The sequence below is a fragment of the Aurantiacibacter gilvus genome (assembly GCF_038289935.1).
In the GTDB taxonomy this organism is placed as follows: Bacteria; Pseudomonadota; Alphaproteobacteria; order Sphingomonadales; family Sphingomonadaceae; genus Alteraurantiacibacter; species Alteraurantiacibacter gilvus.
Genome location: NZ_JBBYHV010000002.1, coordinates 1,140,979 through 1,167,515, shown reverse-complemented (window position 1 = coordinate 1,167,515; position 26,537 = coordinate 1,140,979). Strand labels below are relative to the sequence as shown.

The 26,537-nt window shown below is 65.0% G+C and carries 31 protein-coding genes; 17 read left to right on the top strand and 14 right to left on the bottom strand.

Annotated elements, in window-relative coordinates; genetic code table 11:
• On the top strand, window positions 1–184 hold a 184-nt coding region (locus tag AAEO60_RS15785), incomplete at its 5' end, for a hypothetical protein (protein WP_341673516.1).
• 91 nt (window positions 185–275) lie between these two features.
• Here the strand turns inward: AAEO60_RS15785 and AAEO60_RS15780 are convergent.
• Window positions 276–554, bottom strand: coding sequence for a hypothetical protein (locus tag AAEO60_RS15780; protein ID WP_341674671.1), 279 nt, complete (start codon window positions 552–554; stop codon window positions 276–278).
• Window positions 555–662: 108 nt separating this feature from the next.
• Window positions 663–1,781 carry a 5-methyltetrahydropteroyltriglutamate--homocysteine S-methyltransferase gene (locus AAEO60_RS15775; protein WP_341674670.1) on the bottom strand — a complete coding sequence of 373 codons (1,119 nt, stop codon included), beginning with the start codon at window positions 1,779–1,781 and terminating at the stop codon, window positions 663–665.
• A 225-nt stretch (window positions 1,782–2,006) separates the two neighbouring features.
• On the opposite strand from AAEO60_RS15775, the gene AAEO60_RS15770 reads away from it, so the two are divergent.
• From AAEO60_RS15770 to AAEO60_RS15730, 9 genes are all read left to right on the top strand, one after another.
• Window positions 2,007–4,136 carry a PQQ-dependent dehydrogenase, methanol/ethanol family gene (locus AAEO60_RS15770; RefSeq protein WP_341674669.1) on the top strand — a complete coding sequence of 710 codons (2,130 nt, stop codon included), beginning with the start codon at window positions 2,007–2,009 and terminating at the stop codon, window positions 4,134–4,136.
• Window positions 4,137–4,212: 76 nt separating this feature from the next.
• Window positions 4,213–5,724: an aldehyde dehydrogenase family protein gene (locus tag AAEO60_RS15765; protein WP_341674668.1), complete on the top strand. Its 1,512-nt coding sequence runs from the start codon at window positions 4,213–4,215 to the stop codon at window positions 5,722–5,724.
• Between the two features lie 91 nt (window positions 5,725–5,815).
• Window positions 5,816–6,688: an amidohydrolase family protein gene (locus AAEO60_RS15760; protein WP_341674667.1), complete on the top strand. Its 873-nt coding sequence runs from the start codon at window positions 5,816–5,818 to the stop codon at window positions 6,686–6,688.
• A gap of 10 nt (window positions 6,689–6,698) precedes the next feature.
• Entirely contained in the window at window positions 6,699–7,166 is a 468-nt protein-coding gene (locus AAEO60_RS15755) for a protein tyrosine phosphatase family protein (protein WP_341674666.1), read from the top strand.
• Complete coding sequence (locus AAEO60_RS15750; protein WP_341674665.1) at window positions 7,163–7,909, top strand: SDR family NAD(P)-dependent oxidoreductase; 747 nt, start codon at window positions 7,163–7,165, stop codon at window positions 7,907–7,909. The genes AAEO60_RS15755 and AAEO60_RS15750 overlap by 4 nt, the downstream gene beginning before the upstream one ends.
• An 18-nt stretch (window positions 7,910–7,927) precedes the next feature.
• Window positions 7,928–8,932 carry a zinc-dependent alcohol dehydrogenase family protein gene (locus tag AAEO60_RS15745; protein WP_341674664.1) on the top strand — a complete coding sequence of 335 codons (1,005 nt, stop codon included), beginning with the start codon at window positions 7,928–7,930 and terminating at the stop codon, window positions 8,930–8,932.
• Between the two features lie 5 nt (window positions 8,933–8,937).
• Window positions 8,938–10,182: an MFS transporter gene (locus AAEO60_RS15740; protein ID WP_341674663.1), complete on the top strand. Its 1,245-nt coding sequence runs from the start codon at window positions 8,938–8,940 to the stop codon at window positions 10,180–10,182.
• Between the two features lies 1 nt (window position 10,183).
• Window positions 10,184–11,083, top strand: coding sequence for a TauD/TfdA dioxygenase family protein (locus AAEO60_RS15735; protein WP_341674662.1), 900 nt, complete (start codon window positions 10,184–10,186; stop codon window positions 11,081–11,083).
• Window positions 11,084–11,134: 51 nt separating this feature from the next.
• Window positions 11,135–11,302: a hypothetical protein gene (locus tag AAEO60_RS15730; RefSeq protein ID WP_341674661.1), complete on the top strand. Its 168-nt coding sequence runs from the start codon at window positions 11,135–11,137 to the stop codon at window positions 11,300–11,302.
• A 4-nt stretch (window positions 11,303–11,306) separates the two neighbouring features.
• Here AAEO60_RS15730 and AAEO60_RS15725 read toward each other — a convergent pair whose 3' ends face one another.
• The gene (locus AAEO60_RS15725) at window positions 11,307–11,708 is read right to left on the bottom strand and encodes a VOC family protein (protein WP_341674660.1); all 402 of its coding nucleotides are present in this window, start codon (window positions 11,706–11,708) and stop codon (window positions 11,307–11,309) included.
• Window positions 11,709–11,834: 126 nt separating this feature from the next.
• Here AAEO60_RS15725 and ligM point away from each other — a divergent pair, with 126 nt between their 5' ends.
• The 3 genes from ligM to AAEO60_RS15710 all read left to right on the top strand — a co-directional run bounded on the left by ligM (window position 11,835) and on the right by AAEO60_RS15710 (window position 15,458).
• A complete protein-coding gene (gene ligM, locus AAEO60_RS15720; protein ID WP_341674659.1) occupies window positions 11,835–13,250 on the top strand; it encodes a vanillate/3-O-methylgallate O-demethylase in 1,416 nt (471 codons plus the stop codon).
• Window positions 13,251–13,347: 97 nt separating this feature from the next.
• Window positions 13,348–14,751 carry an MFS transporter gene (locus tag AAEO60_RS15715; protein WP_341674658.1) on the top strand — a complete coding sequence of 468 codons (1,404 nt, stop codon included), beginning with the start codon at window positions 13,348–13,350 and terminating at the stop codon, window positions 14,749–14,751.
• Window positions 14,752–14,777: 26 nt separating this feature from the next.
• Entirely contained in the window at window positions 14,778–15,458 is a 681-nt protein-coding gene (locus tag AAEO60_RS15710; protein WP_341674657.1) for an alpha/beta fold hydrolase, read from the top strand.
• On the opposite strand, the gene AAEO60_RS15705 is transcribed toward AAEO60_RS15710, so the two are convergent.
• The 3 genes from AAEO60_RS15705 to AAEO60_RS15695 are packed head-to-tail and all read right to left on the bottom strand — an operon-like array spanning window position 15,455 to window position 17,331.
• Window positions 15,455–15,862 (bottom strand): GNAT family acetyltransferase, encoded by a 408-nt coding sequence (locus tag AAEO60_RS15705; RefSeq protein WP_341674656.1) that lies wholly within the window; start codon window positions 15,860–15,862, stop codon window positions 15,455–15,457. The genes AAEO60_RS15710 and AAEO60_RS15705 overlap by 4 nt on opposite strands.
• Before the next feature lie 6 nt (window positions 15,863–15,868).
• On the bottom strand, window positions 15,869–16,324 hold the full coding sequence (locus AAEO60_RS15700; protein WP_341674655.1) for a GNAT family N-acetyltransferase: 456 nt from the start codon (window positions 16,322–16,324) through the stop codon (window positions 15,869–15,871).
• A complete protein-coding gene (locus AAEO60_RS15695) occupies window positions 16,321–17,331 on the bottom strand; it encodes an NAD(P)H-dependent flavin oxidoreductase (protein WP_341674654.1) in 1,011 nt (336 codons plus the stop codon). The genes AAEO60_RS15700 and AAEO60_RS15695 overlap by 4 nt, the downstream gene beginning before the upstream one ends.
• Window positions 17,332–17,491: 160 nt before the next feature.
• On the opposite strand from AAEO60_RS15695, the gene AAEO60_RS15690 reads away from it, so the two are divergent.
• Window positions 17,492–18,481: a hypothetical protein gene (locus tag AAEO60_RS15690; protein WP_341674653.1), complete on the top strand. Its 990-nt coding sequence runs from the start codon at window positions 17,492–17,494 to the stop codon at window positions 18,479–18,481.
• A gap of 31 nt (window positions 18,482–18,512) precedes the next feature.
• On the opposite strand, the gene AAEO60_RS15685 is transcribed toward AAEO60_RS15690, so the two are convergent.
• The gene (locus tag AAEO60_RS15685; protein WP_341674652.1) at window positions 18,513–19,805 is read right to left on the bottom strand and encodes an aspartate kinase; all 1,293 of its coding nucleotides are present in this window, start codon (window positions 19,803–19,805) and stop codon (window positions 18,513–18,515) included.
• A gap of 53 nt (window positions 19,806–19,858) precedes the next feature.
• On the opposite strand from AAEO60_RS15685, the gene ubiG reads away from it, so the two are divergent.
• Complete coding sequence (ubiG, locus tag AAEO60_RS15680) at window positions 19,859–20,596, top strand: bifunctional 2-polyprenyl-6-hydroxyphenol methylase/3-demethylubiquinol 3-O-methyltransferase UbiG (RefSeq protein ID WP_341674651.1); 738 nt, start codon at window positions 19,859–19,861, stop codon at window positions 20,594–20,596.
• A gap of 36 nt (window positions 20,597–20,632) precedes the next feature.
• Here the strand turns inward: ubiG and AAEO60_RS15675 are convergent, their stop codons facing one another.
• From AAEO60_RS15675 to AAEO60_RS15650, 6 genes are all read right to left on the bottom strand, one after another.
• Window positions 20,633–21,667 carry a glycerophosphodiester phosphodiesterase gene (locus AAEO60_RS15675; RefSeq protein ID WP_341674650.1) on the bottom strand — a complete coding sequence of 345 codons (1,035 nt, stop codon included), beginning with the start codon at window positions 21,665–21,667 and terminating at the stop codon, window positions 20,633–20,635.
• 44 nt (window positions 21,668–21,711) lie between these two features.
• The gene (locus AAEO60_RS15670; RefSeq protein WP_341674649.1) at window positions 21,712–22,062 is read right to left on the bottom strand and encodes an ArsC family reductase; all 351 of its coding nucleotides are present in this window, start codon (window positions 22,060–22,062) and stop codon (window positions 21,712–21,714) included.
• 149 nt (window positions 22,063–22,211) lie between these two features.
• Complete coding sequence (locus AAEO60_RS15665) at window positions 22,212–22,520, bottom strand: antibiotic biosynthesis monooxygenase family protein (RefSeq protein ID WP_341674648.1); 309 nt, start codon at window positions 22,518–22,520, stop codon at window positions 22,212–22,214.
• Window positions 22,521–22,529: 9 nt separating this feature from the next.
• The gene (gene ruvC, locus AAEO60_RS15660; RefSeq protein WP_341674647.1) at window positions 22,530–22,994 is read right to left on the bottom strand and encodes a crossover junction endodeoxyribonuclease RuvC; all 465 of its coding nucleotides are present in this window, start codon (window positions 22,992–22,994) and stop codon (window positions 22,530–22,532) included.
• Between the two features lie 15 nt (window positions 22,995–23,009).
• Window positions 23,010–23,360, bottom strand: coding sequence for a DUF3147 family protein (locus AAEO60_RS15655; protein WP_341674646.1), 351 nt, complete (start codon window positions 23,358–23,360; stop codon window positions 23,010–23,012).
• A 4-nt stretch (window positions 23,361–23,364) separates the two neighbouring features.
• Complete coding sequence (locus AAEO60_RS15650; protein ID WP_341674645.1) at window positions 23,365–24,108, bottom strand: YebC/PmpR family DNA-binding transcriptional regulator; 744 nt, start codon at window positions 24,106–24,108, stop codon at window positions 23,365–23,367.
• 106 nt (window positions 24,109–24,214) lie between these two features.
• Between AAEO60_RS15650 and AAEO60_RS15645 the strand changes: the two genes are divergently transcribed.
• On the top strand, window positions 24,215–24,901 hold the full coding sequence (locus tag AAEO60_RS15645) for a CPBP family glutamic-type intramembrane protease (RefSeq protein WP_341674644.1): 687 nt from the start codon (window positions 24,215–24,217) through the stop codon (window positions 24,899–24,901).
• A gap of 12 nt (window positions 24,902–24,913) precedes the next feature.
• Here AAEO60_RS15645 and AAEO60_RS15640 read toward each other — a convergent pair whose 3' ends face one another.
• Complete coding sequence (locus tag AAEO60_RS15640; RefSeq protein ID WP_341674643.1) at window positions 24,914–25,150, bottom strand: DUF2312 domain-containing protein; 237 nt, start codon at window positions 25,148–25,150, stop codon at window positions 24,914–24,916.
• A gap of 178 nt (window positions 25,151–25,328) precedes the next feature.
• Between AAEO60_RS15640 and AAEO60_RS15635 the strand changes: the two genes are divergently transcribed.
• Window positions 25,329–26,522 carry a toll/interleukin-1 receptor domain-containing protein gene (locus AAEO60_RS15635; protein WP_341674642.1) on the top strand — a complete coding sequence of 398 codons (1,194 nt, stop codon included), beginning with the start codon at window positions 25,329–25,331 and terminating at the stop codon, window positions 26,520–26,522.
• Window positions 26,523–26,537: the final 15 nt, after the last annotated feature.

Below are 26,537 nucleotides of genomic sequence, written 5' to 3'. Positions count from 1 at the left end.
GGCCAATGCCCGCGTGACCTGGCGCAACGAGGAGGAAGACCTGTCGATCGCGCTGGAGGTCACCAACCTCACCGACGAGTATTACTTCTACTCGTCGTTCGACCAGCGCAACAACAACGGCGGCCGCATCGCGACCCCGGCGCGCCCGCGCGAATGGGCGATCACCCTGCGGAAGGATTTCTGATCCGCACGGGACGGAACACCACCAACAGCAAAAGGGCGGCCTCGCGGGGCCGCCCTTTTTTATTGTCCAAACCGAATTGGGTCGGGGAACTTCAAGCGTGGAGCTTGGCGATAGCCGCAGGGTGGACCTGCCCGAAGAAGCGCATCTGGGCGCGGCGACCCTGGGCCCAGTCGAGCTTGCCGTTCATGTCGATGGCAGAGGCAATCTGCAGGTGCACGAAGTCGGCAACACCGGCCCAGTCGTCATTGGCTTCCAGAACGCAGCCTTCCGTGGTGAGGCAGGTAATGGCGACCGCCATGCTGGTACCCTCGCAATCACAGCGGCCCGGCAGGGCGGACTGTTCGCGGCGGTTTTCAAACGCAGTAGCCATGTCACAGCTCCTTCATTGGAGACTGCAAGGTTACACAAACACAGTTAACGAAATCTGGTCGCCCCGTTCAGCAAGCAGCATGGATTGCTGAACGGGGCACGAGACCGATCAGCCCCAGACCTCTTCGGCAACTTCGACACAGAGGCGGATCTTGTCGGCCTGCTGCTGGGTGGTGATGTCGTTGCCGTGCACGGTGCTGGCAAAGCCGCATTGCGGGCTGAGCGCCAGCTGGTCGAGGTCGGCATATTGCGCGGCCTCGTCGATACGGCGCTTGATGTCGTCCTTGCTTTCCTGCTCGCCGAGCTTGGTCGAGACCAGGCCCAGCACCACGACCTTGCCCTTGGGCAGGAAGCGCAGCGGGGAGAAGTCGCCCGAACGCGCGTCGTCGTATTCGAGGAAGAAGGCGTCGATGTCGCATTCGTTGAACATGACTTCGGCGACCGGGTCGTAGCCACCTTCGGCGGCCCAGCTGGAACGGAAGTTGCCGCGGCACAGGTGCATGGTGCGGACGAGATCGTCCGGGGCACCGGCGAAGCTGGCGTTGATCAACCTGGCATAGTCGTGGGTGATCGAATCCGGGTCCATCCCGCGGTTCTGCGCATCTTCGCGGTGGCCGGTGTCGCACAGGTAGGCGAGGTTGGTGTCGTCGAACTGCACGTAGCGGCAGCCGGCATCCACCAGGTCGGCGATCTCCTCGGCATAGGCCTTGGCGACGTCGTCGTAGAAGCCCTGCATGTCAGGGTAGGCCTCCTCGGGGATACCCGCGCGACCGGCACGGAAGTGCAGCATGGTCGGGCTGGGAATGGCCACCTTGGCCACCGCGCCCGGCGCGCTCACCTTGCTGGCAAGGAATTCGTAGTCGGCGCGCTGGATCGGCTTCTCGTGGCGAACCTTGCCGGTGATGATCATCTTCGGCGGGGCGAATTCGACGTCGACGCCCTTGTCGTTCTTGAAGGCCTTCTTGATCCCGCCGGTTTCCTCGACTCCGGAAAGCTGCAGGAGGAAGTCCGTGTGGAAGAACTTGCGGCGATATTCGCCGTCGGTCACGGCCTTGATCCCGAGGCCTTCCTGCCAGGTAACGAGTTCGGCGATGGCCTCATCCTCGATCTGGCGCAGGGCGGCAGCGTCGATGTCGCCCGCGGCGAGACGCTCGCGTCCCTCCAGCACGGATTGCGGACGCAGGAACGAACCGACGTGGTCGGCACGCGAAGGTAGCTTGAATGTCATGGGAATAGTCCTGTCATTGCTGAATAGCGGCTGCTGTAACAGCGTCATAACGCGGGCTCGCGCTCGACTGACGCCCTGTTCATAGGCCGCTCTGCCAGCGCCGCGCAAGAAAGATTGTGCATCGCAGCGCCAAACCCGGCTTGACCTGCCTCTGGCCAATTCTAACGATAGTTATTATTGCGCGAGCCCTAAGGGCGCGATGACCACGCTTTGGGAGAGGCGAAAATGCAGGTTTTGAAACTCGCAGCGGCAGCTGCTTTGGCACTGGGACTGGCGGCTTGCGACAGCGCGCCGGAAGGCACTGCCCCCCCGACAGAAGGCGTAACCGACGCGCTGATCGCGGCAGCCGCGCCAGAAGAATGGCTGAGCCATGGCCGCGACTACGGTGAGCAGCGCTTCTCCCCGCTGACGCAGATAAATGCCGACAACGTGGGCGAGCTGGGTCTCGCCTGGTCCTACGACTTCGACACCGCGCGCGGGCAGGAAGCCACGCCGCTGGTGCACGACGGCGTGCTCTACACCACCTCTGCCTGGAGCAAGGTCTACGCCTTCAACGCGGTTTCGGGTGAACTGCTGTGGAGCTACGATCCCGAAGTGCCGCGCGAAACGCTGGCCGTCGCCTGCTGCGACGCGGTGAACCGCGGCGTCGCGCTTTACGGTGACAAGGTCTACGTCGCCACGCTCAACGGCTATCTCGTTGCGCTAAACCAGAGCGACGGCAGCGTGGCCTGGAGCACCGAATACGTGCCCGACCACGAAAGCTACACCAGCACCGGCGCCCCGCGCGTGGCGGACGGCAAGGTGTTCATCGGCTCCGGCGGCGCGGAATACCGTGCGCGCGGCTTCATCGCTGCCTTCGACTGGGACACCGGTGAGGAATTGTGGCGCTGGCACACGGTCCCAGGCAACCCGGCGAACGGGTTCGAGAACGACGCCATGGAAACGGCTGCTGCCACCTGGGGCGGCGAATGGTGGACCCTCGGCGGTGGCGGCACCGTGTGGGATTCGATCACCTACGATCCGCAGACCGGCCTGGTGCTGTTCGGTACCGGCAATGCCGAACCGTGGAACCCGGCGGCCAATGGCCGCGAGAGCGGTGAAGTGGAGGGTGACGACAATCTCTACACCTCTTCCATCGTCGCACTGCACGCCGACACCGGTGAATATGCCTGGCACTTCCAGCAGACCCCGGAAGATCGCTGGGACTACGATTCCAACGCCCAGATCACCATCGCCGACGTGGAGATCGACGGCCAGCCGCGCCACGTGGTGATGCACGCGCCCAAGAACGGCTATTTCTACCTGCTCGATGCCGCCAGCGGCGAGTTCATCTCGGGCACGCCGTGGGTCGACATCAACTGGTCGCTGGGTATCGACCCGGTTACGGGCCGTCCGCAAATCAACCCCGAGGCCCGCTACGAGCAGACCGGCCAGCTGTGGGTCGGCCTGCCGGGAGCAGGCGGCGCGCATAGCTGGCATCCGCAGAGCTATTCGCCGGCGACCGGCCTGATGTACCTGCCTGCCAACCTCGCCGGCTTCCCCTTCTTCGCCGATACCGAGTTCGAGGAAACCGAGCGCGGCTTCCAGACCGGCATCGACAGCGCGGCCACGGCCATGCCGCCGATCCCCGAGGTGCGCGAAGCCACCCTGGCTGCCACCACCGGCGCGCTGGTCGCGTGGAACCCGGTGACGGGCGAGGAAGCCTGGCGCGTCGACTATCCCGGCCCGTGGAACGGCGGCACGCTGGCGACCGCCGGCAACCTGGTGTTCCAGGGCACGGCAGGCGAGGAATTCCGCGCCTACAATGCCACCAGCGGTGAACAGCTGTGGTCCTTCGCCACGCAGAGCGGCGTGATCGCGGCGCCAATGACCTATGCCATCGACGGCGAACAGTACGTCGCCATCATGGTCGGCTGGGGCGGCGTCTGGGACGTGGCTCCCGGCATCCTCACCGCCAAGTCCGGCACCCCGCGCAACATCAGCCGCCTGTTGGTGTTCAAGCTCGGCGCCGACGGCGAACTGCCAGAGGCCCCGCCGCTGGTCGAGCGCGCGCTGGACCCGCCCCCCTTCACCGGCACGCCCGAACAGGCCGCCGCCGGGGCGCGTCTCTATGGCCGCTTCTGCAGCACCTGCCATGGCGATGCCGCCGTGGCCGGGGCGCTGAACCCCGACCTGCGCCACTCGATGACGATCAACAATTTCAATGCGATGAAGGCGATCGTGATCGACGGGGCCTTTGCCCACAACGGCATGGTCAGCTTCGCCAGTGACATCGATGAAGAAGGGCTGGAGAACATCCGCCAGTACGTCATCATGCGCGCCAACGAGGACAAGGCGCTGGAAGACGGCGGCTGAATCGATTCGCATCACACCGGCAAGATTGCTATACGTCACAACAATATTGATTCTCCCGGGATAGGAGCCCCAGACCATGAATGAAGTCACCAAGATTGATCGGACGCAGCGCGAATATTCGGATGCCGTGAAGAAGGCGCTGGGTCGTGCTCCGCAGCTCTTCATCAACGGCGAATGGGTCGACAGCTCGGGGGACGAGACGATCGACGTCGAGGACCCATCCTCGGGCAAGGTTATCTCGAAGTTCGTCGAAGCCACCGACAAGGACATCGACCGCGCCGTTGCTGCCGCCAAGGCCGCATTCGACGATGGCCGCTGGCGCAACCTGCCGCCGGTCGCACGCGAAAAGATCATGCATCGCCTGGCGGACCTGATCGAGGAAAACGCCGACGAGTTCGCCGAGCTGGAAGCCATCGACGTGGGCAAGCCCAAGGGCATGGCCGCCATGATCGACGTGCCCGGTGCTGCCGCGCACTTCCGCTACATGGCTGGCTGGGCCGGCAAGATCGGCGGCGAGACGCAGGCCCCCTATTCCATGCCCGGCGGCATGATGTTCGCCTATACGCTGAAGGAGCCGGTAGGCGTCTGCGCCCAGATCGTGCCGTGGAACTTCCCGCTGCTGATGGCCTGTCTCAAGATCGCTCCGGTGCTGGCATCGGGCTGCACCACGGTGCTCAAGCCCGCCGAGCAGACCAGCCTGACCGCGCTGCGCCTGGCCGACCTCGTCGCCGAAGCCGGTATCCCGGCCGGCGTGGTGAACATCGTCACCGGCTATGGCCACACCGCGGGTGACCGCATGGTCAAGCACCCCGATGTCGACAAAGTCGCTTTCACCGGCTCGACCGAGATCGGCAAGCTGATCAACCGCAACGCCACCGACACGTTGAAGCACGTCACCCTCGAACTGGGCGGCAAGTCGCCCGTGGTGGTGATGCCCGATGTCGACGTGTCCGAAACCGCCCCCGGCGTTTCGCAGGCGATCTTCTTCAACTCGGGCCAGGTCTGTGTCGCCGGCTCGCGCCTCTATGCGCACAAGAGCGTGTTCGACGAAGTGGTCGAAGGCATGGCGCAGACCAAGGACTTCTGGGCGCCGCGTCCTTCGCTCGACCCCGAGGCCCACATGGGTCCGCTGGTCAGCAAGGAACAGCATGACCGGGTGATGGGCTACATCGAGGCCGGCAAGCGCGACGGTGCCAGCGTGCTGATGGGCGGCGATGCCCCCTCCGACGCCGGTTACTACGTCAACCCGACCATCCTCACCGACGTGAACCCGCAGATGAGCGTCGTGCGCGAGGAAATCTTCGGTCCGGTCGTGGTTGCCCAGCGCTTCGAGGATTTGAACGACGTCGTGCGCGACGCCAACGACACCCAGTACGGCCTTGCTGCCGGTGTCTGGACCAAGGACGCCTCGGCCGCGCACCGCATCGCCAGCCAGCTGCAGGCCGGTACGGTGTGGGTGAACTGCCACGCCATGATCGACCCCGCGCTGCCCTTCGGCGGCTACAAGGAAAGCGGCGTCGGCCACGAACAGGGCCGCCTCGGCCTCGAGGCCTACCTCGAAACCAAGACGGTGATGATGAAGCTTTGATCACTGTGTGAAACGCGAGGCCCGCCTTCGGCATTGCCGGGGCGGGCCTTGTTGTGTTTAGGCTGCCAGCGAACTCATTCCGGGGAACCCGATGCCCATAGACCTCAACAAGATCCGCGCCATCGACGTGCACGTGCACGCCGAAGTTTCCTGCCACGATCCGGAAGACCCGGTGATGGGCAAGTTCTTCGATGCCGCCAGCGCCTATTTCAAGGCCCCGCGCGAACGGCCCAAGATGCCCGAGATCATCGAGCTCTACCGCGAGACCCAGATCGCCTTCTGCATGTTCACGGTCGACTGCGAGAGCGGCATGGGTGCCAAGCGCGTCTCCAATTACGAAGTGGCGGAGATCGCCAACAAGAACGACGACATCTGCATCCCCTTCGCCTCCATCGACCCGCACAAGGGCAAGTACGGCGCGCGCGAGGCGATCGACCTGATCGAGAACCACGGGGTCAAGGGCTTCAAGTTCCACGGCATCGCCCAGAACGCCCACCCGTGCGACCCGATGGGCTACCCGATCTACGAGGTGATCAACGAGTACAAGCTGCCCGTCATCTTCCACACCGGCCATTCCGGAATGGGCACCGGCATGCGCGGCGGCGGCGGGATGCGGCTGAAGTATGGCGAGCCCATGCTGATCGACGATGTCGCGGTGGACTTCCCCGACATGAAGATCATCCTTGCCCACCCCTCCTGGCCGTGGGTCGACCAGAGCCTGTCGATGGCGCTGCACAAGGACAACGTCTTCATCGACCTGTCCGGCTGGAGTCCCAAGTACTTCCCCAAGCAGGTGATCACCTACGCCAACACCCAGCTGAAGAAGAAGATGCTGTTCGGCAGCGACTTCCCGCTGATCCACCCCGACAAGTGGATCGCCGCAGCCAAGGACGTCGGCTTCCGCGACGAGGTGATGCCGGGCATCATGAAGGACAACGCAGCGAAGGTGCTGGGCCTCGCCTGAAGGATCGGGCGTGACCGCCGACCCGGAGGACATCCGCAATTGGCTGCGGCTCTCGCCCCGGGTGACCACTTCGGGCAAGCTCGAGTCCGCAGATCCCGCCCGCCTCGCAGCCGTGGGTGTGCGCAAGGTGATAAACCTCGGCTTGGCGGACCATCCCGAAGCCCTGCCTGACGCCGGGGCCCGGATGGCTGAGGCGGGGCTGGACTATGTCCACATCCCGGTCGCCTTCGATGCCCCGCAGGACAGCGACTATGCTGCCTTCGTCGTCGCACTGGAAGCGGACGACCGGCCCGTGCACGTCCACTGCATCATGAACTTTCGCGTCTCCGCCTTCTTCTACCGCTACCATGTCGAGGCTTGCGGGATGGACGAGGCTGCGGCACGAATACTGCTGGAGAAAGTGTGGTCGCCGCATCGGACAGACCACGGGGAAGAGCCGCCATGGCGGGACTTCGTGGAGAGGGTAGGAAAGCAATGAGTTTCGCAGGACACCACGTGGCCATCACTGGCGCATCGTCGGGCATCGGGCTGGTGACGGCGAAGATGCTGGCGGAGCGCGGTGCAGCCGTCACGCTGATCGCGCGGCGGGCGGATATGCTGGAGCAAGCGGCAAAGGACATGGGCGGCAAGACCGCCTGGGCCACCGCCGACGTCGGCGTGCGCGAGGAACTTGATGCCGCGCTGGACAAGGCCGTGGAGGCCAACGGGCAGATCACCGGCTTGTTCGCCAATGCCGGGCTGACCGGCGGCTTCACCCCCCTGCTCGGCTATCCGGACGACCTGTGGGAGGACACCTTGCGGGTGAACCTCAGCAGCGTGTTCTGGGCAGTGCAGAAGGTCGCCCCCGCGATGGTCGAAGCAAAGAAGGGCTCGATCCTCGTCACTGGTTCGATGGCATCGAAGCGCGGCATGGCGATGAACCCCGCTTACGTTGCTTCCAAGCACGGCCTGCTCGGCCTCAGCCGCGCGGTGGCCATGGAACTGGCGCCGCACGGGGTGCGCTGCAACTGCGTGATCCCCGGCTTCATCGAGACAGAGGCCTTGGCCCGTATTCCCGAAGAACAGCGCGGCAAGATAGAAGGCCGCATTCCGCAGCGCCGCATGGGCAGCAGCGAGGAGCTGGCCGAAGTCGCCGCCTTCCTCTTGTCCGACGCCGCCAGCCATGTCACCGGACAGGACTGGGCGGTTGACGGCGGCACGCTGGAAACACTCGAAGTATAAGAACAGGGAGACGCACAAATGCGCGCATGGTTGCTGCCGGAAGGCTCAGACAGTTTCGAGAGGCTCTATCTCGAGGAGATGGCCGATCCCGAGCCCGGTCCGGGCGAGATCCTGATCGCGCCGACCGCCTGGTCGATCAACTACCGCGATTTCGCGGTGGCCAGCGGCCATTACTTCGGCGGCGCGATTACCGAACCTTCGATCCCGCTGTCTGACGGTGCCGGCAAGGTCGTGGCCATCGGCGAAGGCGTGAAGTCCGTGCGCATCGGCGACGAAGTGCAGTCGACGTTCTTCCAGGGCTGGTACGACGGTCCGCCCAAGTTCGTGCCCGCACTGGGCGACGGCAAGGCTCCCGGCATGCTGGCAGAGAAGGTGGTGCTGTCCGAGCACGGGGTCGTCCCCATCGCCCGCAGCCTCGACCTTGCCCAGGCCGCCTGCCTGCCCTGCGCCGGCGTCACGGCGTGGAACGCGCTGTTCGAGGGCGGACGCCCGCTCAAGGCCGGTGACAAGGTGCTGGTGCTCGGCACCGGCGGCGTCTCGATGATCGCGCTCAAGCTGGCCAAGGCCGCCGGCGCGGTAGTGATCGCCACCAGTTCCTCCGACGCCAAGCTGGAGCAGGTCAAGGCGCTCGGGGCCGACCACACGATCAACTACAAGGACATCCCCGAATGGGGCGCGCACGTGCGCGATACCTTCGGCGGGGCGGACAAGATCGTCGAGGTCGGTGGCACCGGCACGCTGGGGCAGTCGATGACCGCTTGTGCCCCGCTGGCGGAGATCGCGCTGATCGGCGTGCTCAGCCAGGGCGAGCCGCCCAACCCACACGCGCTTATGATGACGGGTGCCAGCCTGCGCGGCATCTTCGTCGGCTCGGCCCGCATGGCCAGCGATCTCAACGCCTTCGTCGACACACACCGCCTGACCTTCCCGGTGGGCGAGACCTTTGCTTTCGATGACGCGGACAAGGCCTATGCCCATGCATGGGGCCCGGACAGCTTCGGCAAGACGGTGATCACCCTCTAGCGGCAATGGCCACCGCGGCACCCCCGGCACGCCGCAAGGGCGGCTACGAGCTGGCGGTGCTGCTGCTGCTGACGCTGGGCAACGGCGTGGTCGGGTTCGACCGGCTGACGGTCGCCTACCTGTCGCCCTACATCGTCGCCGACATGGCGCTGGATAATGCCCAGCTCGGCCTGCTGGCTGCGGCGCTGTCCGGCGCGATTGCCTTTTCGGCGCTGTTCGGCGGGCGACTGGCGGACATCACCGGACGGCGCAAGACGATCCTGATCGCCTGCACATTGGTCTTCTCGCTCGGTTCGGCAGCGGGCGGGCTGGCCACGGCCTTCATCGCCCTGTTCCTGGCGCGCGCCTGGGTGGGGCTTGCCGAAGGGCCGATGGTGCCGGTCAGCCAGACGATCATGGCGCAGACCGCCGCGCCCGAGCGGCGCGGCTTCGCCATGGGCTTTGCCCAGATGGTGGGGGCTTTCGGTATCGGCGGGTTCCTCGGGCCGCTGGTGGCCACGCAGCTGGCCGAAGTGATCGGCTGGCGGCACACGCTGTTCCTGACGCTGCTGCCCGGGCTGCTGCTGGCCTTGCTGATCTGGCTGGTGTTGAAGCCCGACCAGCCGCGCCCGACCAAGGCGAAACGCGCACCGAGCCTGCCTTTCCGGCAAGCCGTTGGAACCTTGCTCGCCGCCCGCAACATCCGTGTCTCGCTGGCCGTGGCGGCGACGATCACGGCATGGCTGGTGCTGCAGAACACCTTCCTCGCCGTCTACCTGACCGCCGAGAAGGGCCTGACGCCGACAATGGCCGGCAGCGTCATCTCGATGGGCGGGCTCGCCGCGATCATCGGCGGGGTGGGCCTGCCTTTCCTGTCGGACAAGCTCGGCCGCCGCCCGGTGATGATCTGGGGCTCGCTCGCCGCCGTCGCCGCGCCCGTCGGCCTGCTGTTTGCGCCAAGCGATCCCGTGGTTCTGGGCGCGATCATACTCGCCGGGTGGATCCCCATCGGCATCGGCCCGCTCTACTGCGCCACCGTGCCGACCGAGAGCGTCTCCCCGGTGCTGGCCAGCACCGCAGTAGGACTGGTGATCGGCTCGGCAGAACTGTTCGGCGGGGTAATCCTGCCGCCCATCGCGGGATTGATCGCGGACAATTTGGGACTCGAAAGCGTGTTCTACCTTTGCGCCCTGTTGCCACTGGTCGCGGCTGTCGCTGCCCTATTCCTGCGCGAGACCGCACCGTGTATCGTGGCGCGAGAGGAGAGCTAGAATGTGGGAAGTGCGCGTCAGCCCCTGCGGCGATTTTGACAACCATCCGTTCAAGTCGAACCACTTCGGCGTCGAACCGCTGGCGGCCGCCATGGGCGCGGAGATCTCCGGCATACGCCTGCCCGAATTGAGCGACGAGGGGATTGCCAGCCTCAAGCAGGCGCTGTGGAAGCACAAGATGGTCTACCTGAAAGACCAGCACCTCACCCACGCCGAGCATGAGGAATTTGCCGCCCGCCTCGGCCCTTTCGCGGTCGATGCATACACGCAGGGCGTACCCGAACACCGCGAGGTACACCCGATCATCAAGGAGGCCGACGAGGTCACCCCCAGCCTGTTCGGCGGCGGCTGGCACACCGACAGCCCGTTCCTGCCCGAACCGCCGAGCATCACCACCCTGCGGCAGGTCGAAGGCCCGCCCTATGGCGGAGACACAACCTGGGCGAATACCGCGCTCGCCTTCAAGCATCTCAGCAAGACCTACCAGGACATGCTGCGTCCGCTGCGCGTGCACATGAGTGCATCGAACAATTTCGCCACGCAGAACAAGCTGCGCGGCGAGGCCATCGGCTTTGGCGACAAGGCAAAGCAGGAACAGGGCCTGAAGGGATCGTTCCACCCGCTGGTACGCACCCACCCCGAGACGGGCGAACCCTCGCTCTACATCTGCGACACCTATGCCGTGGGCATCAAAGGCATGACCACCCACGAGGCGCACCCGATCATAGATTTCCTGGTACGGCACGCCACCCAGCACGCCTTCACCTGCCGCCTGCGCTGGCAACCGGGCATGGTCTGCATGTGGGACAACGCCGCGACCATGCACCTCGGCCCCAACGACTACGACGGGTTCCGCCGCGAGATGTACCGCACGACGACCGCGGGCGGGGTGCCGGTCTAGCCAATGTTGGCGACCATTGCCCTTGTCTTGGTAGGCCTGCTGGTTGCCGGTGTGATTGCGATGGTACTCGTCGTCGGCTGGGCCTTGAGCGAGAACGACGATGCGGGATCGGACGGATCGATATTCACCGTCATCCGGCGCTGGGTGGCAGATCGGCCCAAGCGGCTCAGCTACCGCAGGGACAAAAAGGGGCGGTTCCGCAAGGTCTGGCGGGGTTAGGCGCTCACCCCGCGAAGAAGTTCAGTTCCAGCAGCACGTTGTTGGGATCGGCCGTGAAAATCTGCCGCAGGTTGATCGCTTCGACCAGGTTCTCCTGGTAGTCCGCCCCGCGCGCATCGAGCCGCGCCTTGACCTCTTCGTAGCCCTGCAGCTTGAGCGCAACGTGGTGCAGCGCGCCGGTTAATCCGCCCGGTTTCACCTCGCGATCGTAGGCGCGCACGCAGTCGACCGAGTTGATGTGGATGATCGCACGCCCTTCGGCATCGAACATCCATTGCGCGGTTTGCGGCGTCAGCGGCGGCGGGCCGTCGCGGCGCTCAAGGTCGAGCAACTCGGCATACCAATTGGCCGTCTCGTCGAGACTGTCGGTGATGATGTTGACGTGGTCGAGCGCTTCGACTTTCATTCTCTTCTCTCCTCCGGGCGGCGACACAAACGCCAAAATCAACCCTTGCCTCACTAGCCGAATATTGTATGTGGTGCATACTAATTTCGCATATATGATTCTTTCATGAATATGGAGAGGTGAGAAATGGCCAAGAATCTGGAACAGGTTTTGGCTGGTGCAAACGGCGATATCGTCGGCCAGCTGCGTAACAACAAGATCGGTGCCTATGTGTACCCGGTCGTCGCCCCCGAATTTTCCAACTGGCGTGACGAGCAGTGGGCCTGGCAGCACGGCGCCGTGCTGTTCGACCAGTCGCACCACATGTTCGACCTCTACATCAACGGTCCCGATGCCGGTAAGCTGCTGTCGGACACGATGGTCAACTCGTCCAAGGGCTGGGAAGTCAACAAGGCGAAGCAGTACGTCCCGACCACCCCCTATGGTCACGTGATCGGCGACGGCATCATCTTCCGCCTCGCTGAAGAAGAATACGTCTACGTCGGCCGCGCGCCTGCCGCGAACTGGCTGATCTACCAAGCCGAAAAGGGCGGCTACAACGTCGACATCATCAACGATCCGCGTTCGCCCTCGCGCCCGATGGGCAAGCCGGTGCACCGCATCTCGTGGCGCTTCCAGATCCAGGGCCCGCGCGCCTGGGACGTGATCGAGAAGCTCAACGGCGAACCGCTGGACAAGCTGAAGTTCTTCAACATGTCGACCATGAAGATCGGCGACAAGACGATCCGCACCCTGCGTCACGGCATGGCCGGCTCGCCGGGCCTCGAAATCTGGGGTCCCTACGAAGAGCAGGAATATGTCCGCGAGAAGATCCTCGAGGCCGGTGAAGAATTCGGCCTGATCCCGGTCGGTTCGCGCGCCTATCCTTCGAACACGCTGGAGAGCGGCTGGATCCCCAGCCCGCTGCCTCCGATCTACACCGGCGACGAGCTGGAAGACTATCGCAAGTGGCTGCCGGCTGACGGCTACGAAGCCACCGGTTCGATCGCCGGTTCGTTCGTCGGCGACAACATCGAAGACTACTACACCAACCCGTATCAGCTGGGTTACGGTCCGTTCGTCAAGTTCGACCACGACTTCATTGGCGCCGACGCCCTGAAGAAGATGGAAGAAGACGGCACCAAGGAGCGTTACAAGAAGGTGACCTTCGAGTGGAACGCCGACGACATGAAGAAGATCGTTGGTTCCATGTTCGATCCGGAAGGCGAGCAGTACAAGTTCTTCGACCTGCCGCTGGCCAACTACGGCAACTCCAGCTTCGACGCTGTGAAGGACGCTGACGGCACCGTGATCGGCAAGTCGATGTTCACCGGCTACTCGTGGAACGAGAAGAAAGCCCTGTCGCTCGGCTATGTCGATGCCGATGTTCCGCTGGGCACCGAGCTCGCTCTCACCTGGGGCGAAGAAAACGGCGGCACCGACAAGACCACCGTGGAGCCGCACAAGCAGCTCGACGTCAAGGTCATCGTTTCGCCGGTTCCTTACGGCAAGATGGCTGCCGACACCTACGCCACCGGCTGGCGTACGTCGAAGAAGGCCTGAGCCTAAGCACAGGACAGCTTGAAGGGAGGCCCGCGCACCGCAAGGTTCGCGGGCCTTTTCCTTTGTCCCCCAAGGGCGTCTACCTTAAGCGCAACCCATGACCGAGACCGCACCAGGCAAGGCTCCATGGAGCGAACTGTTCTCCCCGGGGCTGGTCGCCAAGCTGGGGATCGTGCTGCTGGGCGTGTGGATCAACGCAGCCGACACGCTGGTTACCACGACCATCATGCCTTCCGTCGCTGCCGACATCGGTGGCTACGAGGCCTTCAGCTGGGCAGTGGCAGGCTTCCTGATGGGATCCGTGATCGCCAGTGCCAGCGCGGGACGGCTGGCGGAAATCTTCGGCCTGGGCCGCGCTTCGACAGTGGCGGGAATTGTCTTCGCGCTGGGCTGCGTCGGCAGCGCGCTGGCGCTGGACATGAACCTGTTCCTCGCCGGTCGACTGGTGCAGGGGATTGGCAGCGGCTGGTTCTCCGGCTTCGCCATGGTCGCCATCGCCCAGCTGTTTCCCCGCCGCCAGCTGGCGCGCGTCTTTGCGATCGTCTCGGGCGTCTGGGGCATCGCCACCTTGCTGGGCCCGCTGCTGGGCGGTTTGCTGGCGGAAAGCGGCCAGTGGCGCGTGGTATTCTGGGCCTTTGCCGTACAGGCAGTGCTGTTCGCCATCTTGGCGCCGCGCGCGTTCGGCAATGCCGAAGGAAAGGCGCTGAGCGGCCGGGTGCCGCTGGTGCAACTGGTGCTGATCGCACTCGGGATCGGCGTGATCGGCATGGCCGACCGTCTGGCACAACCGGCCATGCAACTGGCGGCCATCGCGGGCGGAATGACCTTGCTGGGCATGACCTTGTGGGTCGACCGCCACGCTCCGGTGCCGCTGTTGCCGCGCCAGGCATCCAACCCCTTCAGCGTCATCGGCGCAGGCTATCTTGCGGTCTTCGCGCTGACCGCCGCTTCCTCACCGTTCAGCATCTACGTGCCGCCGATCCTGCAACAGTTGCGCGATCTCTCGCCGCTCGAGGCCGGCTATGTCGTTGGCGCGATGGCGCTGGCATGGACCTGCGCTGCCTTCGTCGTCTCCAATGTCCGCGACGGCCGCGAACGCGTGCCGCTGGTGGCAGGTGCAGCGCTGGTCTGCACCGGCGTCAGCCTGCAACTGTGGCTCGTGCCGCAACTGCATATCGCGGCAATCGTCGGCGCCGGCGTGGTGATGGGCCTCGGCTTCGGCCTCTGTTCGGCGCTGATCAATCGGCGCGCCATCATCCACCTGACAACCGACGAGGAAGCCATCGGCAGCGCAGCATTGATGACGGTGCGGCAGGTCGGCGGCGCGGTGGGCGCGGCGCTGGCGGGCGTGGCGGCCAATGTCGCAGGCTTCGGTGATGGACTGTCCGATGCCAGCGCACTGGCCACCGCGCAGACGGTCTTCATTGCCGGGCTACCACTGGCGTTGCTGGGCCTGCTGGCGGCCTTGCAGATGACCCGCTCACCCCGTTTTCAAAACTGACCAACCTGCGGAAGGAACTGACAGCAATGGCGAACTTCGTACTCGTCCACGGCGCCTGGGGCGGCAGCCACACCTGGGGCGAAGTCCCCGCAAGGCTGGAGGCAGAGGGGCACAAGGTGCTCGTCGCAACCCTGCCCGGCCTCGGCACGCGGCAGGACGAGCTGCATCCGGGCATCACGCTGACGGATCATGTCGACGCCGTGTGCGACCAGATCGAGGCGGCGGGCATCGACCGTTTCGTGCTGGCCGGGCATTCCTACGGCGGCATGGTGATCTCCGCCGTCGCCAGCCGCCTTGGCCAGCGCATCGACGCGATCTGCTATGTCGACGCCTTCAAGCCCGAGAGCGACCAGTCGCTGTGGGACATCACCGGCGAGTTCGAGCACAACTGGTACATCGACAGCCAGCGCAACCGGCCCGGACTGGTCGAGCCCATCGGCTCCATCGATTTCGAAAAGGTGCCCGGCGTGGTGGGCTACCACCCGCTGCTGACCCTGCTGGAGGCCATCCCCTACAGCGGCGATGAAGAGGCTATCGCGAAGAAGAGCTACATCTTCGCCACCGGCTACCAGCCCACGCCCTTCGCCGGTTTCGCCGCCAAGGCCAAAGCGAACGGGTGGGACTACCACGAGACCGGCACCGATCACTTCGTCATGCAGAACGATCCGGACCTGACCACCAGGGTGCTGCTGGGGCTGGCGGGCTAGATCGCCTTGCCCATGCTGGTACGCGGCTCGACCGCATAACCCAGTTGCTCGTAAAACCCGGTGGCCGGATTGCCCTCACGAACCTGCAGGTTGACCTTGCCGCAGCCGCGCTGTCGCAAGGCGGCTTCGGCATGCTCCACCAGCGCGCGACCGATCCCCTCGCCCTGCCGTGAGGGACTGACGGCGACGGCATAAAGCCAGCCGCGATGCCCGTCATAGCCGGCCATGATCGAGCCGATGACGGCCTCGCCATCGACGGCCACGAACAGCAGCTCGGGTTGCTCGGCCAGCTTGGCCGGCACGGCGAATTCGGCGCGGTTGCGCGGCGGATCTCCGGGGAACGTCTCGCGCCACAGGCCGTCTAGGCCATCGAAATGCGTATCGCGATAAGTCTCGATCCGCATCGCCGGTCAGCCTTGCAGCGGGAGGTGATAGACCTGAAACGCTTCGTCCCGCGCCCAGCCGCGATCGCGATAGAGCGCCTGCGCCGGCTGGTTGTCATGCGCCGTGGAGAGGGTCAGCCGTACCGCTCCCTCCTTCCTGGCCCATGCCGCCGCGTGATCGAGCAGCGCGCGAGCGATCCCGCGCTTGCGCGCCTCTTCCGCCACGAACAGGTCGTTGAGGATAAAGGTACGCGCGAGGCCTGCCGAGGTGAACGAGGGACAGAGCTGGCAGAACGCCACCGGGCCCTCGTCCAGCAGCGCGAGGAAGATGACCGATTCCCCGCAGGTGATCCGCTCGCCCAGGAAATTGCGCGCACCTTCCTCGTCCGAAGGTTGCGCGTAGAACTGGCGATAGCTGTCGAACAGCGGCGCGAGTCCATCCAGGTCGGCCAGTCCGGCCCGCCGGATGGCAATCCCGGTCACCGCCGCCCCAGCGCTGCTTCGCTCTGCTCCATCAGCTTGGTGATGATCTCGGCGACGGGCTCTTCTTCCTTCACCAGGCTGACCGATTGGCCCGCCATCAGCGAGCCGCCTTCGATATCGCCATCGATTACCGCGCGGCGCAGCGCGCCGGCCCAGAAGTGCTCGATCTCCAGCTGCGCCTCGCCCATGTCGACCTTGCCTTCGTCCAGCATGATGGCAACCTCGCGCTGCTTGGCAGTGAAGGCCTCGGTACCCTTGTTCTTCAGCGCACGCACCGGGATCACCGGCAGGCGCGGATCGACCTGCACACTGGTCTCGGCATCGCGTGCCTTGGCGCGGAAGAAGGCCTTCTTGAAATCGGGGTGGGCAATGCTCTCCTTGGCGCAGGCGAAGCGCGTGCCCAGCTGCACGCCCGACGCGCCCATTTCCAGGTAAGCGGCGATCATGTCGCCCGTGCCGATGCCGCCGGCGACGAAAACCACGAATTCCGCTGCCAGCTCGGGCAGGAACTCCTGCGCCAGCACAGAGGTGGAAACAGGTCCGATATGGCCGCCCGCTTCGCTGCCTTCGATCACCAGCGCGTCAGCGCCGGAGCGCAGCAGCTTCTTCGCCAGCGCCAGCGTCGGGGCAAAGACAATCACCTTGGCGCCGAAGGCCTTGATCGCCTCGACAGAGCCCTTGGGCGGGATCCCGCCGGCCAGTACCACGTGACCGACGCCGTGCTTTTCGCAAACGCCGATCAGGTCGAACAAGGCGGGGTGCATGGTGATCAGGTTCACGCCGAAGGGCTTGTCGGTCAGCGCGCGGGTGGCGCCAATCTCGGCGTCGAGCAATTCGGGTGTCATGGCCCCGCAAGCGATCACGCCGAAACCGCCGCCATTGCTGATGGCCGCAACGAGGTTGCGCTCGGACACCCAGCTCATGGCGCCACAAAGGATCGCGTAATCGGTGCCGAGGAATTCGCGGCCGCGCGCCATCAGCGCACAGGTCTTGGGATAGTTGGTCATGACCGCCCCTTAGGGCGCAGGCATCCCCGCGACAAGCTTGCTGCATCGCACCACGGCTCGCCGCAATGACATTGCTCAAAGCGATTGGCTGGCATATTCGTTATGGCGGGCAGTCGCTGGCGGTCATGCATCGCCGCGGCAACAACAACGGGGATAGATCATGACCTTCCATCGCTTTGTCGCTTTGGTCTGCGCGGTCCTGGGCCTGGCCGCTCTGCCGGGCGTGGCATTTGCGCAGGCGGACACCTTTCGCATAGAAGCCAATTCCAGCCACACCGCCACGCTGACCATCTGCAACCCCGAAGTGCGGGTGACCATGAGCGGCGACGGCGACACCGATCTCGATTTCGTCATCCGCAATTCGCGCGGCGAGATCGTCCATTCGGATTACGGCTACACCGACCAGAGCGAGACCGTGCTCTACCGTCGCAACGGCGTGGCGTGCGAAGAGTTCGAACTGCGCACGACCAACCTCGGCGACGTGTGGAACGCGTTGGACGTCACGCTCAACGACGTCCGCACCGACAGCGGCAACCCGGTCGACACCGAAAGCTATCGCGTCAATGCCAACGCCACGCACCGCGTGGACATGAACATCTGCTCGCCGCAGGTGCAGATCATCGTGCGCGGCGACGGCGATACCGACCTCGATTTCGTCATCCGCAACTCGCGCGGCGAGATCGTCCATTCGGATTACGACTACACCGACCAGACCGAGGCCGTGCTCTATCGCCGGAGCGGAGTCGAATGCGAGAGCTTCGAGTTGACCACCAGCAATCTTGGCGATGTCTACAACCTCTACACCGTGCAGCTGGAAGACGTGCTGCAGGACAGCGCCCCGGTCGCCACGCGCGGTTCGGGCGACGGCTTCAACCGCGATATCACCATCCAGAACCGTACCGGCCAGACGATCATGTACCTCTACTGGTCGAACGTCGCCGCCAGCGGCTGGGGCGACGACCGGCTTGGCTCGGGCGTGCTGGCCAACATGCAGGACTGGAACGTGACGGTGGACGACGGTTCGGGCGCCTGCCGCTTCGACTTCATGGCCCGCCTGGCCGACGGCCGCGAACTGGAGCAGCGCAACATCAACGTCTGCGAAGTCTACGTGGTGCAGTTCGCCACGGTCGGCGCCGGCGCGGGCAAGTAGAGCTGCCGCGCGAGGGCGGGCGGCCTGAAGCTCAGGCCGCCCCCTCGATCGCCGGGTCTTCCGCGTCCAGCCCGTAGGCCGTGTGCAGCACGCGGACGGCCAGCTCGGTCTCGTCCTCGTCGATCAGCACCGAGACCTTGATCTCCGAGGTGGAGATCGCCTGCACGTTGATGCCGCGATCGGCCAGCGCCTGGAACATGGTGGCAGCCACACCGGCGTGGCTCTTCATGCCCATGCCGACGACCGAGATCTTGGCGACCTTGCTGTCGGTGATGATGCGGTTGAAGCCGATCTTGTCCTTCTTGTCTTCCAGCATGGCCTGCGCACGCGCCAGTTCGGCCTGCGGCACGGTGAAGGTCACATCGGTCTCGCCCTTGTCGCGGCCAACGTTCTGGATGATCATGTCGACATTGATGCCGGCCTCGCCCAGCGGGGTGAAGATGTCGGCCACGGCGCCCGGCTTGTCGGGCACGCGGGTCAGCACCACGCGGGCTTCGTTCTTGTCATGGGCGATGCCGGTGACGGACTGGCGTTCCATTTTCTTACTCTCCAGGATTTCCTGCATCTCGTCTTCGGAGACGATCATAGTGCCGGGCAGGGTATCGGCGGGCGGGGCATTGTCGTCGACGAAGGACGACAGCACCTGCACCCGGACATTGTGCTTCATCGCGAGGCTGACCGAGCGGGTCTGCAACACCTTGGCGCCGACCGAGGCCAGCTCGAGCATTTCCTCGAACGAGACGAAGGGGATCTTGCGCGCACGGGCAACGATGCGCGGGTCGGTGGTGTAGACGCCGTCGACGTCGGTATAGATGTCGCAGCGGTCCGCCTTCACCGCCGCCGCAATGGCGACGGCCGAAGTGTCCGATCCGCCGCGGCCCATGGTGGTGATGCGGTCTTCGTCCGACACGCCCTGGAAACCCGGGATCACGGCGATCTCGCCCGCTTCCATCGAGGCGACCAGCTTGTCCGCATCGATATCGCCGACGCGGGCATTGGCATGGGCGGAGAAGGTATGCAGCGGCAGCTGCCAGCCGAGCCACGAGCGCGCCTTGCAACCCATCGCCTGCAGCGTCAGCGCCAGCAGGCCGGAGGTGACCTGCTCGCCGCTGGATACCACCACGTCGTATTCGGCAGGATCGTACAGCGGGTTGGCTTCGCGGCAGAAATTGACCAGCCGGTCCGTCTCGCCCGCCATGGCGGAGACCACCACGGCCACCTGGTTGCCGCCCGCCGCCTGCGCGCGCACGATATTGGCGACGCGGCGAATCCGCTCGGTCCCCGCCATCGAGGTGCCGCCAAATTTCATTACTATGCGGGCCACGCGATTCCCTTGTCAGTCTGGTTGAAATACCCGCGCGCTGTTAGGGGGGTGCGATGAGCAACGCAACTGTCACAAATGCAACCATCCGCCCTGAGGAAGCCGCCCATTTCGGCGCGCTGGCGGCAGACTGGTGGGACCCCAGGGGTTCCTCGGCCATGCTGCACAAGCTGAACCCGGTGCGCCTCGCCTTCCTGCGCGAGGCCGTGGACCTCCACTGGGGCGGCGACGTCGAGAGCGTGAAGCCGCTCGCAGGCAAGACCGCGCTGGATGTCGGCTGCGGCGCGGGCCTGCTGTGCGAACCCCTGGCGCGGCTGGGCGCGCGCGTGACCGGCGTCGACGCGGCGGCGGAGAACGTGGCCGCGGCGCGGGCCCATGCGGCAGGCGCCGGTCTTGCCATCGACTACCGCCACGGCGAGCTCGGTTCGCTGGGCCTCGGCAAGTTCGACCTCGTCACCTCGATGGAAGTGATCGAACACGTCGAGGACAAGGCGGCCTTCGTCGCGCAGCTTGCCGCGCACCTCGCGCCCGGCGGGCTAATGGTGCTCTCCACCCCCAACCGCACTCTCGCCAGCCGCACCCTGCTGATCGGCGCGGCGGAGGCCTTTGGCGCGGTGCCCAAGGGTACGCATCACTGGGACGACTTCGTCACGCCCGACGAACTGCGCGAACTGCTGGAAGGTGCCGAGCTGGCCATGGGCGAACCCAAGGGCATCGCCTGGTCTGTAGGAAAGGGCCTGCACCTGTCGGGCGATATGGCGCTCAACTACGTGGTTACGGCGCGGTGTCCCTGAGCCCTTCGGCCCGATAGATGCCGTCAGTAGTTGCGCTCAGTCGCGCCCATCGGCGTCGGTGGTGATCACCCTGTAGAGCAGATTTTCTAGTCCATCTCGCGGATTGGTAGGTACGACAACTGCCGGATCGTCAGTGAAGACCCCATCAACTCCGATGGCCCTTACAATCATGGCCAAACTGGCGAGGTTTCCGACTTCTCCATCGTCTTCGGACGAGCGCAGCGTTGCGGGCAGGAAAGCGTTTTCTTTTCGCAACGTCCATCCATGCACCACTAGCCCCGCCCCATGCGCCGTTTCGACGACGCCCGTCGGCGAGCCATCTTCACCAAGCACCAGTCGCAGGTCCATGCCAACTCCATCGGCATACTCGGCGATCTCGGCGAGACCCTCCGGCGTCACCATCTGCGCATAGGTCATCGAGGGATTGTCCGCCGGACCACCGTCGGCCTCGACCAGTTGCACCAAACGAAGCTCGGTGATCGAGGCGAGCCGCCACAGCGGTGCAACCTCGAAGCACTGGATGAACACCGGCGCGTCGGCTCCTTCGTAACCTGCCGCGTGCAGCTGGGTGACGAGCAGGTGCGCCACGTCGATACCGATATCCTGGAAATAGCCGGGATGCTTGATCTCCGGATAGAGGCCGATCACCCGGCCCGTCTCGGCTTCCTTGGCGCGCACCAGCTGGATGATCTCCTCCAGCGTCGGCACCTGGTAGAGGCCGTCAAAGCGCGCGTTCTGCGGCCTGATATCGGGCAGGCGCTCGCGGGCGCGCAGGGTGCGCAGTTCGGCGAGGGTGAAGTCCTCGGTGAACCAGCCGGTCACCTCCTCGCCGTCGATCACGCGGGTGGTCAGGCGGGTGGCGAACTCGGGGCGGTCGGCAACATCGGTGGTGCCGCCGATCTCGTTCTCGTGCCGCGCCACCAGCACGCCATCACGCGTGGGCACGAGGTCCGGCTCGATATAGTCGGCGCCCTGGTCGATGGCGAGTTCGTAGGCGGCCAGCGTGTGCTCGGGCCGCTCGCCCGAAGCGCCGCGATGGGCGATCACGATGAAGTCGGGGTCCTGCGCCATGGCCGGAGCAGACACCGCAAGCGCCAGCAAGGCAAGCAGCCACCTCACTTGAGCGCGGCTTCCCAGTCGGCTTCCTTGAAGCCCACCAACAGGCCCCCGTCATACTCGACCACGGGTCGCTTGATCATCGAAGGGTGCTCCACCAGCAGGGCGGCCGCCCGCGCGGCATCGTCGGCGCGTGCCTTCTCCTCGTCGGGCAGCTTGCGCCATGTCGTGCCGCGGCGGTTAAGCACCGTGTCGATCCCCTCGGAACCGATCCAGCGTTCTACCTTCACCACGTCCGCGCCTTCCTTCTTGTAGTCGTGAAAGGTGTAGTCGATCCCCTGCGCTTCCAGCCACTTGCGGGCCTTCTTCACCGTGTCGCAATTGGGGATGCCGTAGAACTCGATTGTCATGCCGTTACTCGCAAGGTGTTACAGGTGTGACAGTGTCCTAGAGCGAAAAAGCCGGTGGCGAAACCGGCGCCCCGAAAGTCACCCGATCCGGCATGGCAGAGGGTCATGGCGGCGGCGTGACACGGCGCCTGCGATGTAGGAAAGCGCAGTCAGTCCTTCGCCGTGAAGCGGTGCACGCGCGGGTCGTCGCAGGCAAACAGCGTATAGTCGGCATAGTAGGACTTGCGACCCCTGGCCTGAACCGCGCGGTGTTCCGCCACTTTGCCCCAGCCGCGCGCGGACGCCTCGTCCTCCCATTCTGACAGGGCGATCACTTCGCCGTCGTCAGCCATGTAGCTCTTGAACGAGAGGAAACCGGGCTGCTGGCGGGCCATGGCCTCCATCCGCTCCGCCTCCGCGCCATATTCGGCCTCGTCGATGTCGGCGCGCTTGCGGTTGCGGAAGACAACGAGGAACACGGCGATCTCCTATCCCAGGTGCGCGTCGGCAATGGCCACGGCCAGCGCATCCGCTGCATCGCCGCCCGCGACTTTCGTCCCGGGCAGCAAGACCTTCAGCATGGCCTGGACCTGCGTCTTGTCTGCCGCGCCGGTGCCGACCACGGCCTGCTTCACCTTGCGCGCGGCATGTTCGCGCACCTCCAGCCCCGCCGCGCCGCAAGCCGCCAGCACCGCGCCGCGCGCCTGCGCCAGCTTGAGCGTCGACTGCGGGTTCTTGTTGAGGAAGACTTCCTCGGCCGCAGCGCGATCTGGCGCGTACTCGGCGATCACCCGCGCCAGCTCCACCTGCAGGTGTGCCAGCCGCGAGGCCATCGGCGCCTTGCTGTCAGTGGGCACCTGTCCGTTGGCAATGTGCGAAATCCGGCTGCCTTCGGTCCGCACCAGGCCCCAGCCGGTACAGCTGAGCGAGGGATCGAGGCCCAGGATCAGCATGGCGCCGTCAGCATGTCAGAGCCTGATCCCGAGGCGCGGGCCGAACTGCACCATCAGCAGGTAAAGCCCCACTGTCACTGTGCAGCCCACGGCCAGCGCCAGCCAGAACGGCAGGCCCTGGCGCAGCATGAGCGGGATCAGCAGGAACATCGGCAGGCTGGGCAGGACGAACCAGAAGGTAGCCTCGCTGTGCCGCGCCATGTTCTCGGCATCCGGCCGGGCGTGCCACAGGAAGATCATGCCCAGGATCGACACCAGCGGGAGGCTGGCGACCAGCGCCGCCATGGTCGGCAGGCGCTTGCCGATTTCGGCGATCGCCGCGATCATTGCTCCTGCCAGCAATGCCTTGGCGATCACGCTCCACATGGCGTCAGCCCAGTTTCTCCATCACTTCGTCCGAGATTTCATAGTTGCCCCAGACGGTCTGCACGTCGTCGTCGTCGTCGAGCGCATCGACCAGCTTGAGCAGCGTGCTCGCAGCGCCTTCATCGAGTTCGACCGTCAGGTTGGGCTTCCACGCCAGCTTGACGTTCTCGGCCTCGCCCAGCGCCTTTTCCATGGCGGTGGCGACTTCGTGCAGCGCCGTGGCTTCGGTCCAGATGGTGTGGCCGTCGTCGGAGCTCTCAATGTCGTCCGCGCCGGCTTCCATGGCCGCCATCAGGACGGTCTCTTCATCGCCCGCGCTGGCCGGATATTCGATCAGGCCCTTGCGTTCGAAGCCGTGGGCCACGCTGCCTTCGGTGCCCATGTTGCCGCCGTTCTTGGCAAAGCAGTTGCGCACGTTGGTGGCGGTGCGGTTGCGGTTGTCGGTCAGCGCCTCGACGATGATCGCGCTGCCGCCCGGGCCATAGCCCTCGTAGCGCACTTCCTCGTAGTTCTCGCCGTCGTTGGCCGCGGCCTTGTCGATCGCGCGCTGGATATTGTCCTTCGGCATCGACTGCGCCTTGGCCGTGTTCACCGCCAGTCGCAGGCGCGGATTCATGTCCGGATCGGGCGTGCCCATCTTCGCCGCGACGGTGATTTCGCGCGAGAGCTTGGAGAAGAGGTTGGAACGCTTCTTATCCTGCGCACCCTTGCGGTGCATGATATTCTTGAATTTGGAATGGCCTGCCATGGATTTGTCTTATATCTGCCGTCTCGATTGGGGTTGATGGGGCCTTACTCTGATGGTGAAGCAGGACGCAAGCGCAAGCATTGCGCTGTCCAATCTGTACAAGCTGTTGCGCGACATCGTGGCGTTCATCGCGCACCCGCGCCTGCCTGCCGAACGGATGGGCTGGTCGCGCCTGATGGTGTTCCTGCTGATCGCGGTGATCACGCTGGACCTGGCCATCGACACCGGCATCCGGTTCCTGTTCGATCACGTCGACCACAGCATGTGGGACATGCCCGAACCCGTCACCTTCGATTACGACCTGGTCGGCGACGTGCTGTCGCTGCTGATCCTCTCCCCGATCATCGAGGAGGCGCTGTTCCGTGGCTGGCTGAGCGGGCACAAGGCTTCGCTGCGCTTCGCCGGCTGGGGGCTGCTGGCCTACGGGCTGATCCTCGTTTCCGAAAGCCATCTGGTGGCGGACTTCTACCTGGTGCCCGTTGCCCTGGCGATCTGCGTAGCCGGCCTGGCATTTGGCCAGTGGGCCTACACCCGCACGCGGGACACGCAGGTGCCCGCCTGGTTCGCCAGCAACTTCCACTGGCTCGTCTGGGGCAGCTCGCTGGCCTTTGGCGCACTGCACCTGGTCAACTACGACCGCCTCGATTCGCCCCTGGACCTGCTCATAATCGCGCCCGTGGCCTTGGGCGGACTGCTGCTGGCCTATAGCCGCACGCACTTCGGCCTGCGCGCAGCCGTGCTGCACCACGCGGGCTATAACCTCGTCTATGTGCTGATCTTCAACCTGCTTTGACGCAGGCGGCGATCACGCCATCCCGAGCGCGTTCTTGTAGGTGTCGAGGATCATTTCCTGCTCGCTGCGGTCGTTGGCGTCCATCTTCCGCAGGCGCACGATCTGGCGCATGATCTTGGGATCGTAGCCCACCGCCTTGGCCTCGGCGTAGACGTCGCGAATATCGTCGGCGATGCCCTTCTTCTCTTCTTCGAGGCGTTCGATACGCTCGATTAGCAGGCGCAGGCGGTCGTCGGTGGCATCGGCCATGTGGGGTGAACTCCAATATATGTTCGAGAATCGGTTGCCCGCGTCGTTAGCGGCCCACTCGCCCCAGTTGAAGCCGTGATCGGCCTTCTCCACGCCATTCTCTTCCCGGCCCGCCGGTCTGTCCCAAGTGCATTGTGCAATTGCCCGAGGCTGGTCTATCATCCCCGCTCAGGGTTCAATGCCGGGGGGCAATACTCAGATGGACGATGTCTTCATTTCCTATTCGCGGCACGACAAGGAAAAGGTCGCGATGCTGGCCCGCGCGATCGAGGCCGAGGGCTATGCCGTGTGGTGGGACGACGAACTTCCGCCGCACCAGAGCTATGGCGAGGTCATCACCGAGAAGATCGAAAACGCCAAGGCGGCCGTCGTCGTCTGGTCTGCCGACGCCTCCAAGAGCGAATGGGTGCGGGCAGAGGCCGATGCCGCGCGCAACCATCGCAAGCTGATCCAGACCTCGCTGGGGGACATCATTCCCCCGCTGCCGTTCAACCAGATCCAGTGCGCCAACCTGGAAGACTGGAACGGCGAGGAAGACCATCCCGGCTGGCGCAAGGTGCGCGCCAGCCTGACCGCATTGTGCGGAGCGCGCGAGAGCAAGGCAACCGCAGAAGCTGCCGCCGCGGCGGCGGCAGCCGTGGCCGCGGTGGAGACACCGCCCCCGCCAACTCCGCCCGTACCGGAACCCGAACCGGAACGGGTCGCTGCTGCGCCGCCACCACCTCCGCCTCCTCCGCCGCCGCCTCCACCGCCGGTCCGCACCGGCCCGGCCGATCTCCAGACCTCGGGCACGCCGGAGCAGGTCCTCGGCCTGATGGGCGACCGCGGGCCGGCCGCACCGCCGGAGACCGACGACAGCGGAAAGAAATCCAGTTCGACGCCGTGGATCATCGGCGGCGGCATTGGCGCAATTGTCCTCGCGGGAGTCGGAGCCTTTGCCCTTAGCTCCATGGGCAGCAGCAGTTCCGGTTCCGGCGACAACGGCGGATCTGGCGATTTCGAAGTTTCCAGTAGCGGCGGAGATGACGTCCTGCCGCCGATTGCGCCCATGCCGGACGCCAACAACGGCACTGTCCCGCAAGTCGATACGCCCGTCGCGCCCACCGGCGATGGCTACAACCGCGATGTCACGCTGATCAACCAGTCAGGCGAAACGATCATGTTTTTCTACTGGTCCAACGTCGACGTGGATTCGTGGGGGCCGGACCAGCTCGGCACCGAAGTCATGGGCGACGGACAGAACTGGTTCGTCACCGTCGACGATGGCAGCGGGGCCTGCTTCTACGATTTCATGGCAGTGACAGCCAGCGAACGGCCGATCGAGCGGCGTAACGTCAACGTGTGCAGCGTCTTCGAGATCTATTTCAACTGATCGCGCTGCCCGCCT

Bases quoted from the DNA above. Each gene is read 5' to 3' on its own strand.
- AAEO60_RS15635 (WP_341674642.1), top strand. From the start codon at position 25,329: ATGCCGGGGGGCAATACTCAGATGGACGATGTCTTCATTTCCTATTCG.
- AAEO60_RS15780 (WP_341674671.1), bottom strand. From the start codon at position 554: ATGGCTACTGCGTTTGAAAACCGCCGCGAACAGTCCGCCCTGCCGGGC.
- AAEO60_RS15695 (WP_341674654.1), bottom strand. From the start codon at position 17,331: ATGACCAACTATCCCAAGACCTGTGCGCTGATGGCGCGCGGCCGCGAA.
- AAEO60_RS15725 (WP_341674660.1), bottom strand. From the start codon at position 11,708: ATGAAAGTCGAAGCGCTCGACCACGTCAACATCATCACCGACAGTCTC.
- AAEO60_RS15705 (WP_341674656.1), bottom strand. From the start codon at position 15,862: ATGCGGATCGAGACTTATCGCGATACGCATTTCGATGGCCTAGACGGC.
- ruvC (WP_341674647.1), bottom strand. From the start codon at position 22,994: ATGCTGATCCTGGGCCTCGATCCCTCGCTCAGCTGTACCGGCTGGGGC.
- AAEO60_RS15745 (WP_341674664.1), top strand. From the start codon at position 7,928: ATGCGCGCATGGTTGCTGCCGGAAGGCTCAGACAGTTTCGAGAGGCTC.
- AAEO60_RS15670 (WP_341674649.1), bottom strand. From the start codon at position 22,062: ATGACAATCGAGTTCTACGGCATCCCCAATTGCGACACGGTGAAGAAG.
- AAEO60_RS15775 (WP_341674670.1), bottom strand. From the start codon at position 1,781: ATGACATTCAAGCTACCTTCGCGTGCCGACCACGTCGGTTCGTTCCTG.
- AAEO60_RS15750 (WP_341674665.1), top strand. From the start codon at position 7,163: ATGAGTTTCGCAGGACACCACGTGGCCATCACTGGCGCATCGTCGGGC.
- AAEO60_RS15655 (WP_341674646.1), bottom strand. From the start codon at position 23,360: ATGTGGAGCGTGATCGCCAAGGCATTGCTGGCAGGAGCAATGATCGCG.
- AAEO60_RS15765 (WP_341674668.1), top strand. From the start codon at position 4,213: ATGAATGAAGTCACCAAGATTGATCGGACGCAGCGCGAATATTCGGAT.
- AAEO60_RS15710 (WP_341674657.1), top strand. From the start codon at position 14,778: ATGGCGAACTTCGTACTCGTCCACGGCGCCTGGGGCGGCAGCCACACC.
- AAEO60_RS15650 (WP_341674645.1), bottom strand. From the start codon at position 24,108: ATGGCAGGCCATTCCAAATTCAAGAATATCATGCACCGCAAGGGTGCG.
- AAEO60_RS15715 (WP_341674658.1), top strand. From the start codon at position 13,348: ATGACCGAGACCGCACCAGGCAAGGCTCCATGGAGCGAACTGTTCTCC.
- AAEO60_RS15690 (WP_341674653.1), top strand. From the start codon at position 17,492: ATGACCTTCCATCGCTTTGTCGCTTTGGTCTGCGCGGTCCTGGGCCTG.
- AAEO60_RS15760 (WP_341674667.1), top strand. From the start codon at position 5,816: ATGCCCATAGACCTCAACAAGATCCGCGCCATCGACGTGCACGTGCAC.
- AAEO60_RS15735 (WP_341674662.1), top strand. From the start codon at position 10,184: ATGTGGGAAGTGCGCGTCAGCCCCTGCGGCGATTTTGACAACCATCCG.
- ubiG (WP_341674651.1), top strand. From the start codon at position 19,859: ATGAGCAACGCAACTGTCACAAATGCAACCATCCGCCCTGAGGAAGCC.
- AAEO60_RS15675 (WP_341674650.1), bottom strand. From the start codon at position 21,667: ATGGCGCAGGACCCCGACTTCATCGTGATCGCCCATCGCGGCGCTTCG.
- ligM (WP_341674659.1), top strand. From the start codon at position 11,835: ATGGCCAAGAATCTGGAACAGGTTTTGGCTGGTGCAAACGGCGATATC.
- AAEO60_RS15640 (WP_341674643.1), bottom strand. From the start codon at position 25,150: ATGGCCGATGCCACCGACGACCGCCTGCGCCTGCTAATCGAGCGTATC.
- AAEO60_RS15740 (WP_341674663.1), top strand. From the start codon at position 8,938: ATGGCCACCGCGGCACCCCCGGCACGCCGCAAGGGCGGCTACGAGCTG.
- AAEO60_RS15770 (WP_341674669.1), top strand. From the start codon at position 2,007: ATGCAGGTTTTGAAACTCGCAGCGGCAGCTGCTTTGGCACTGGGACTG.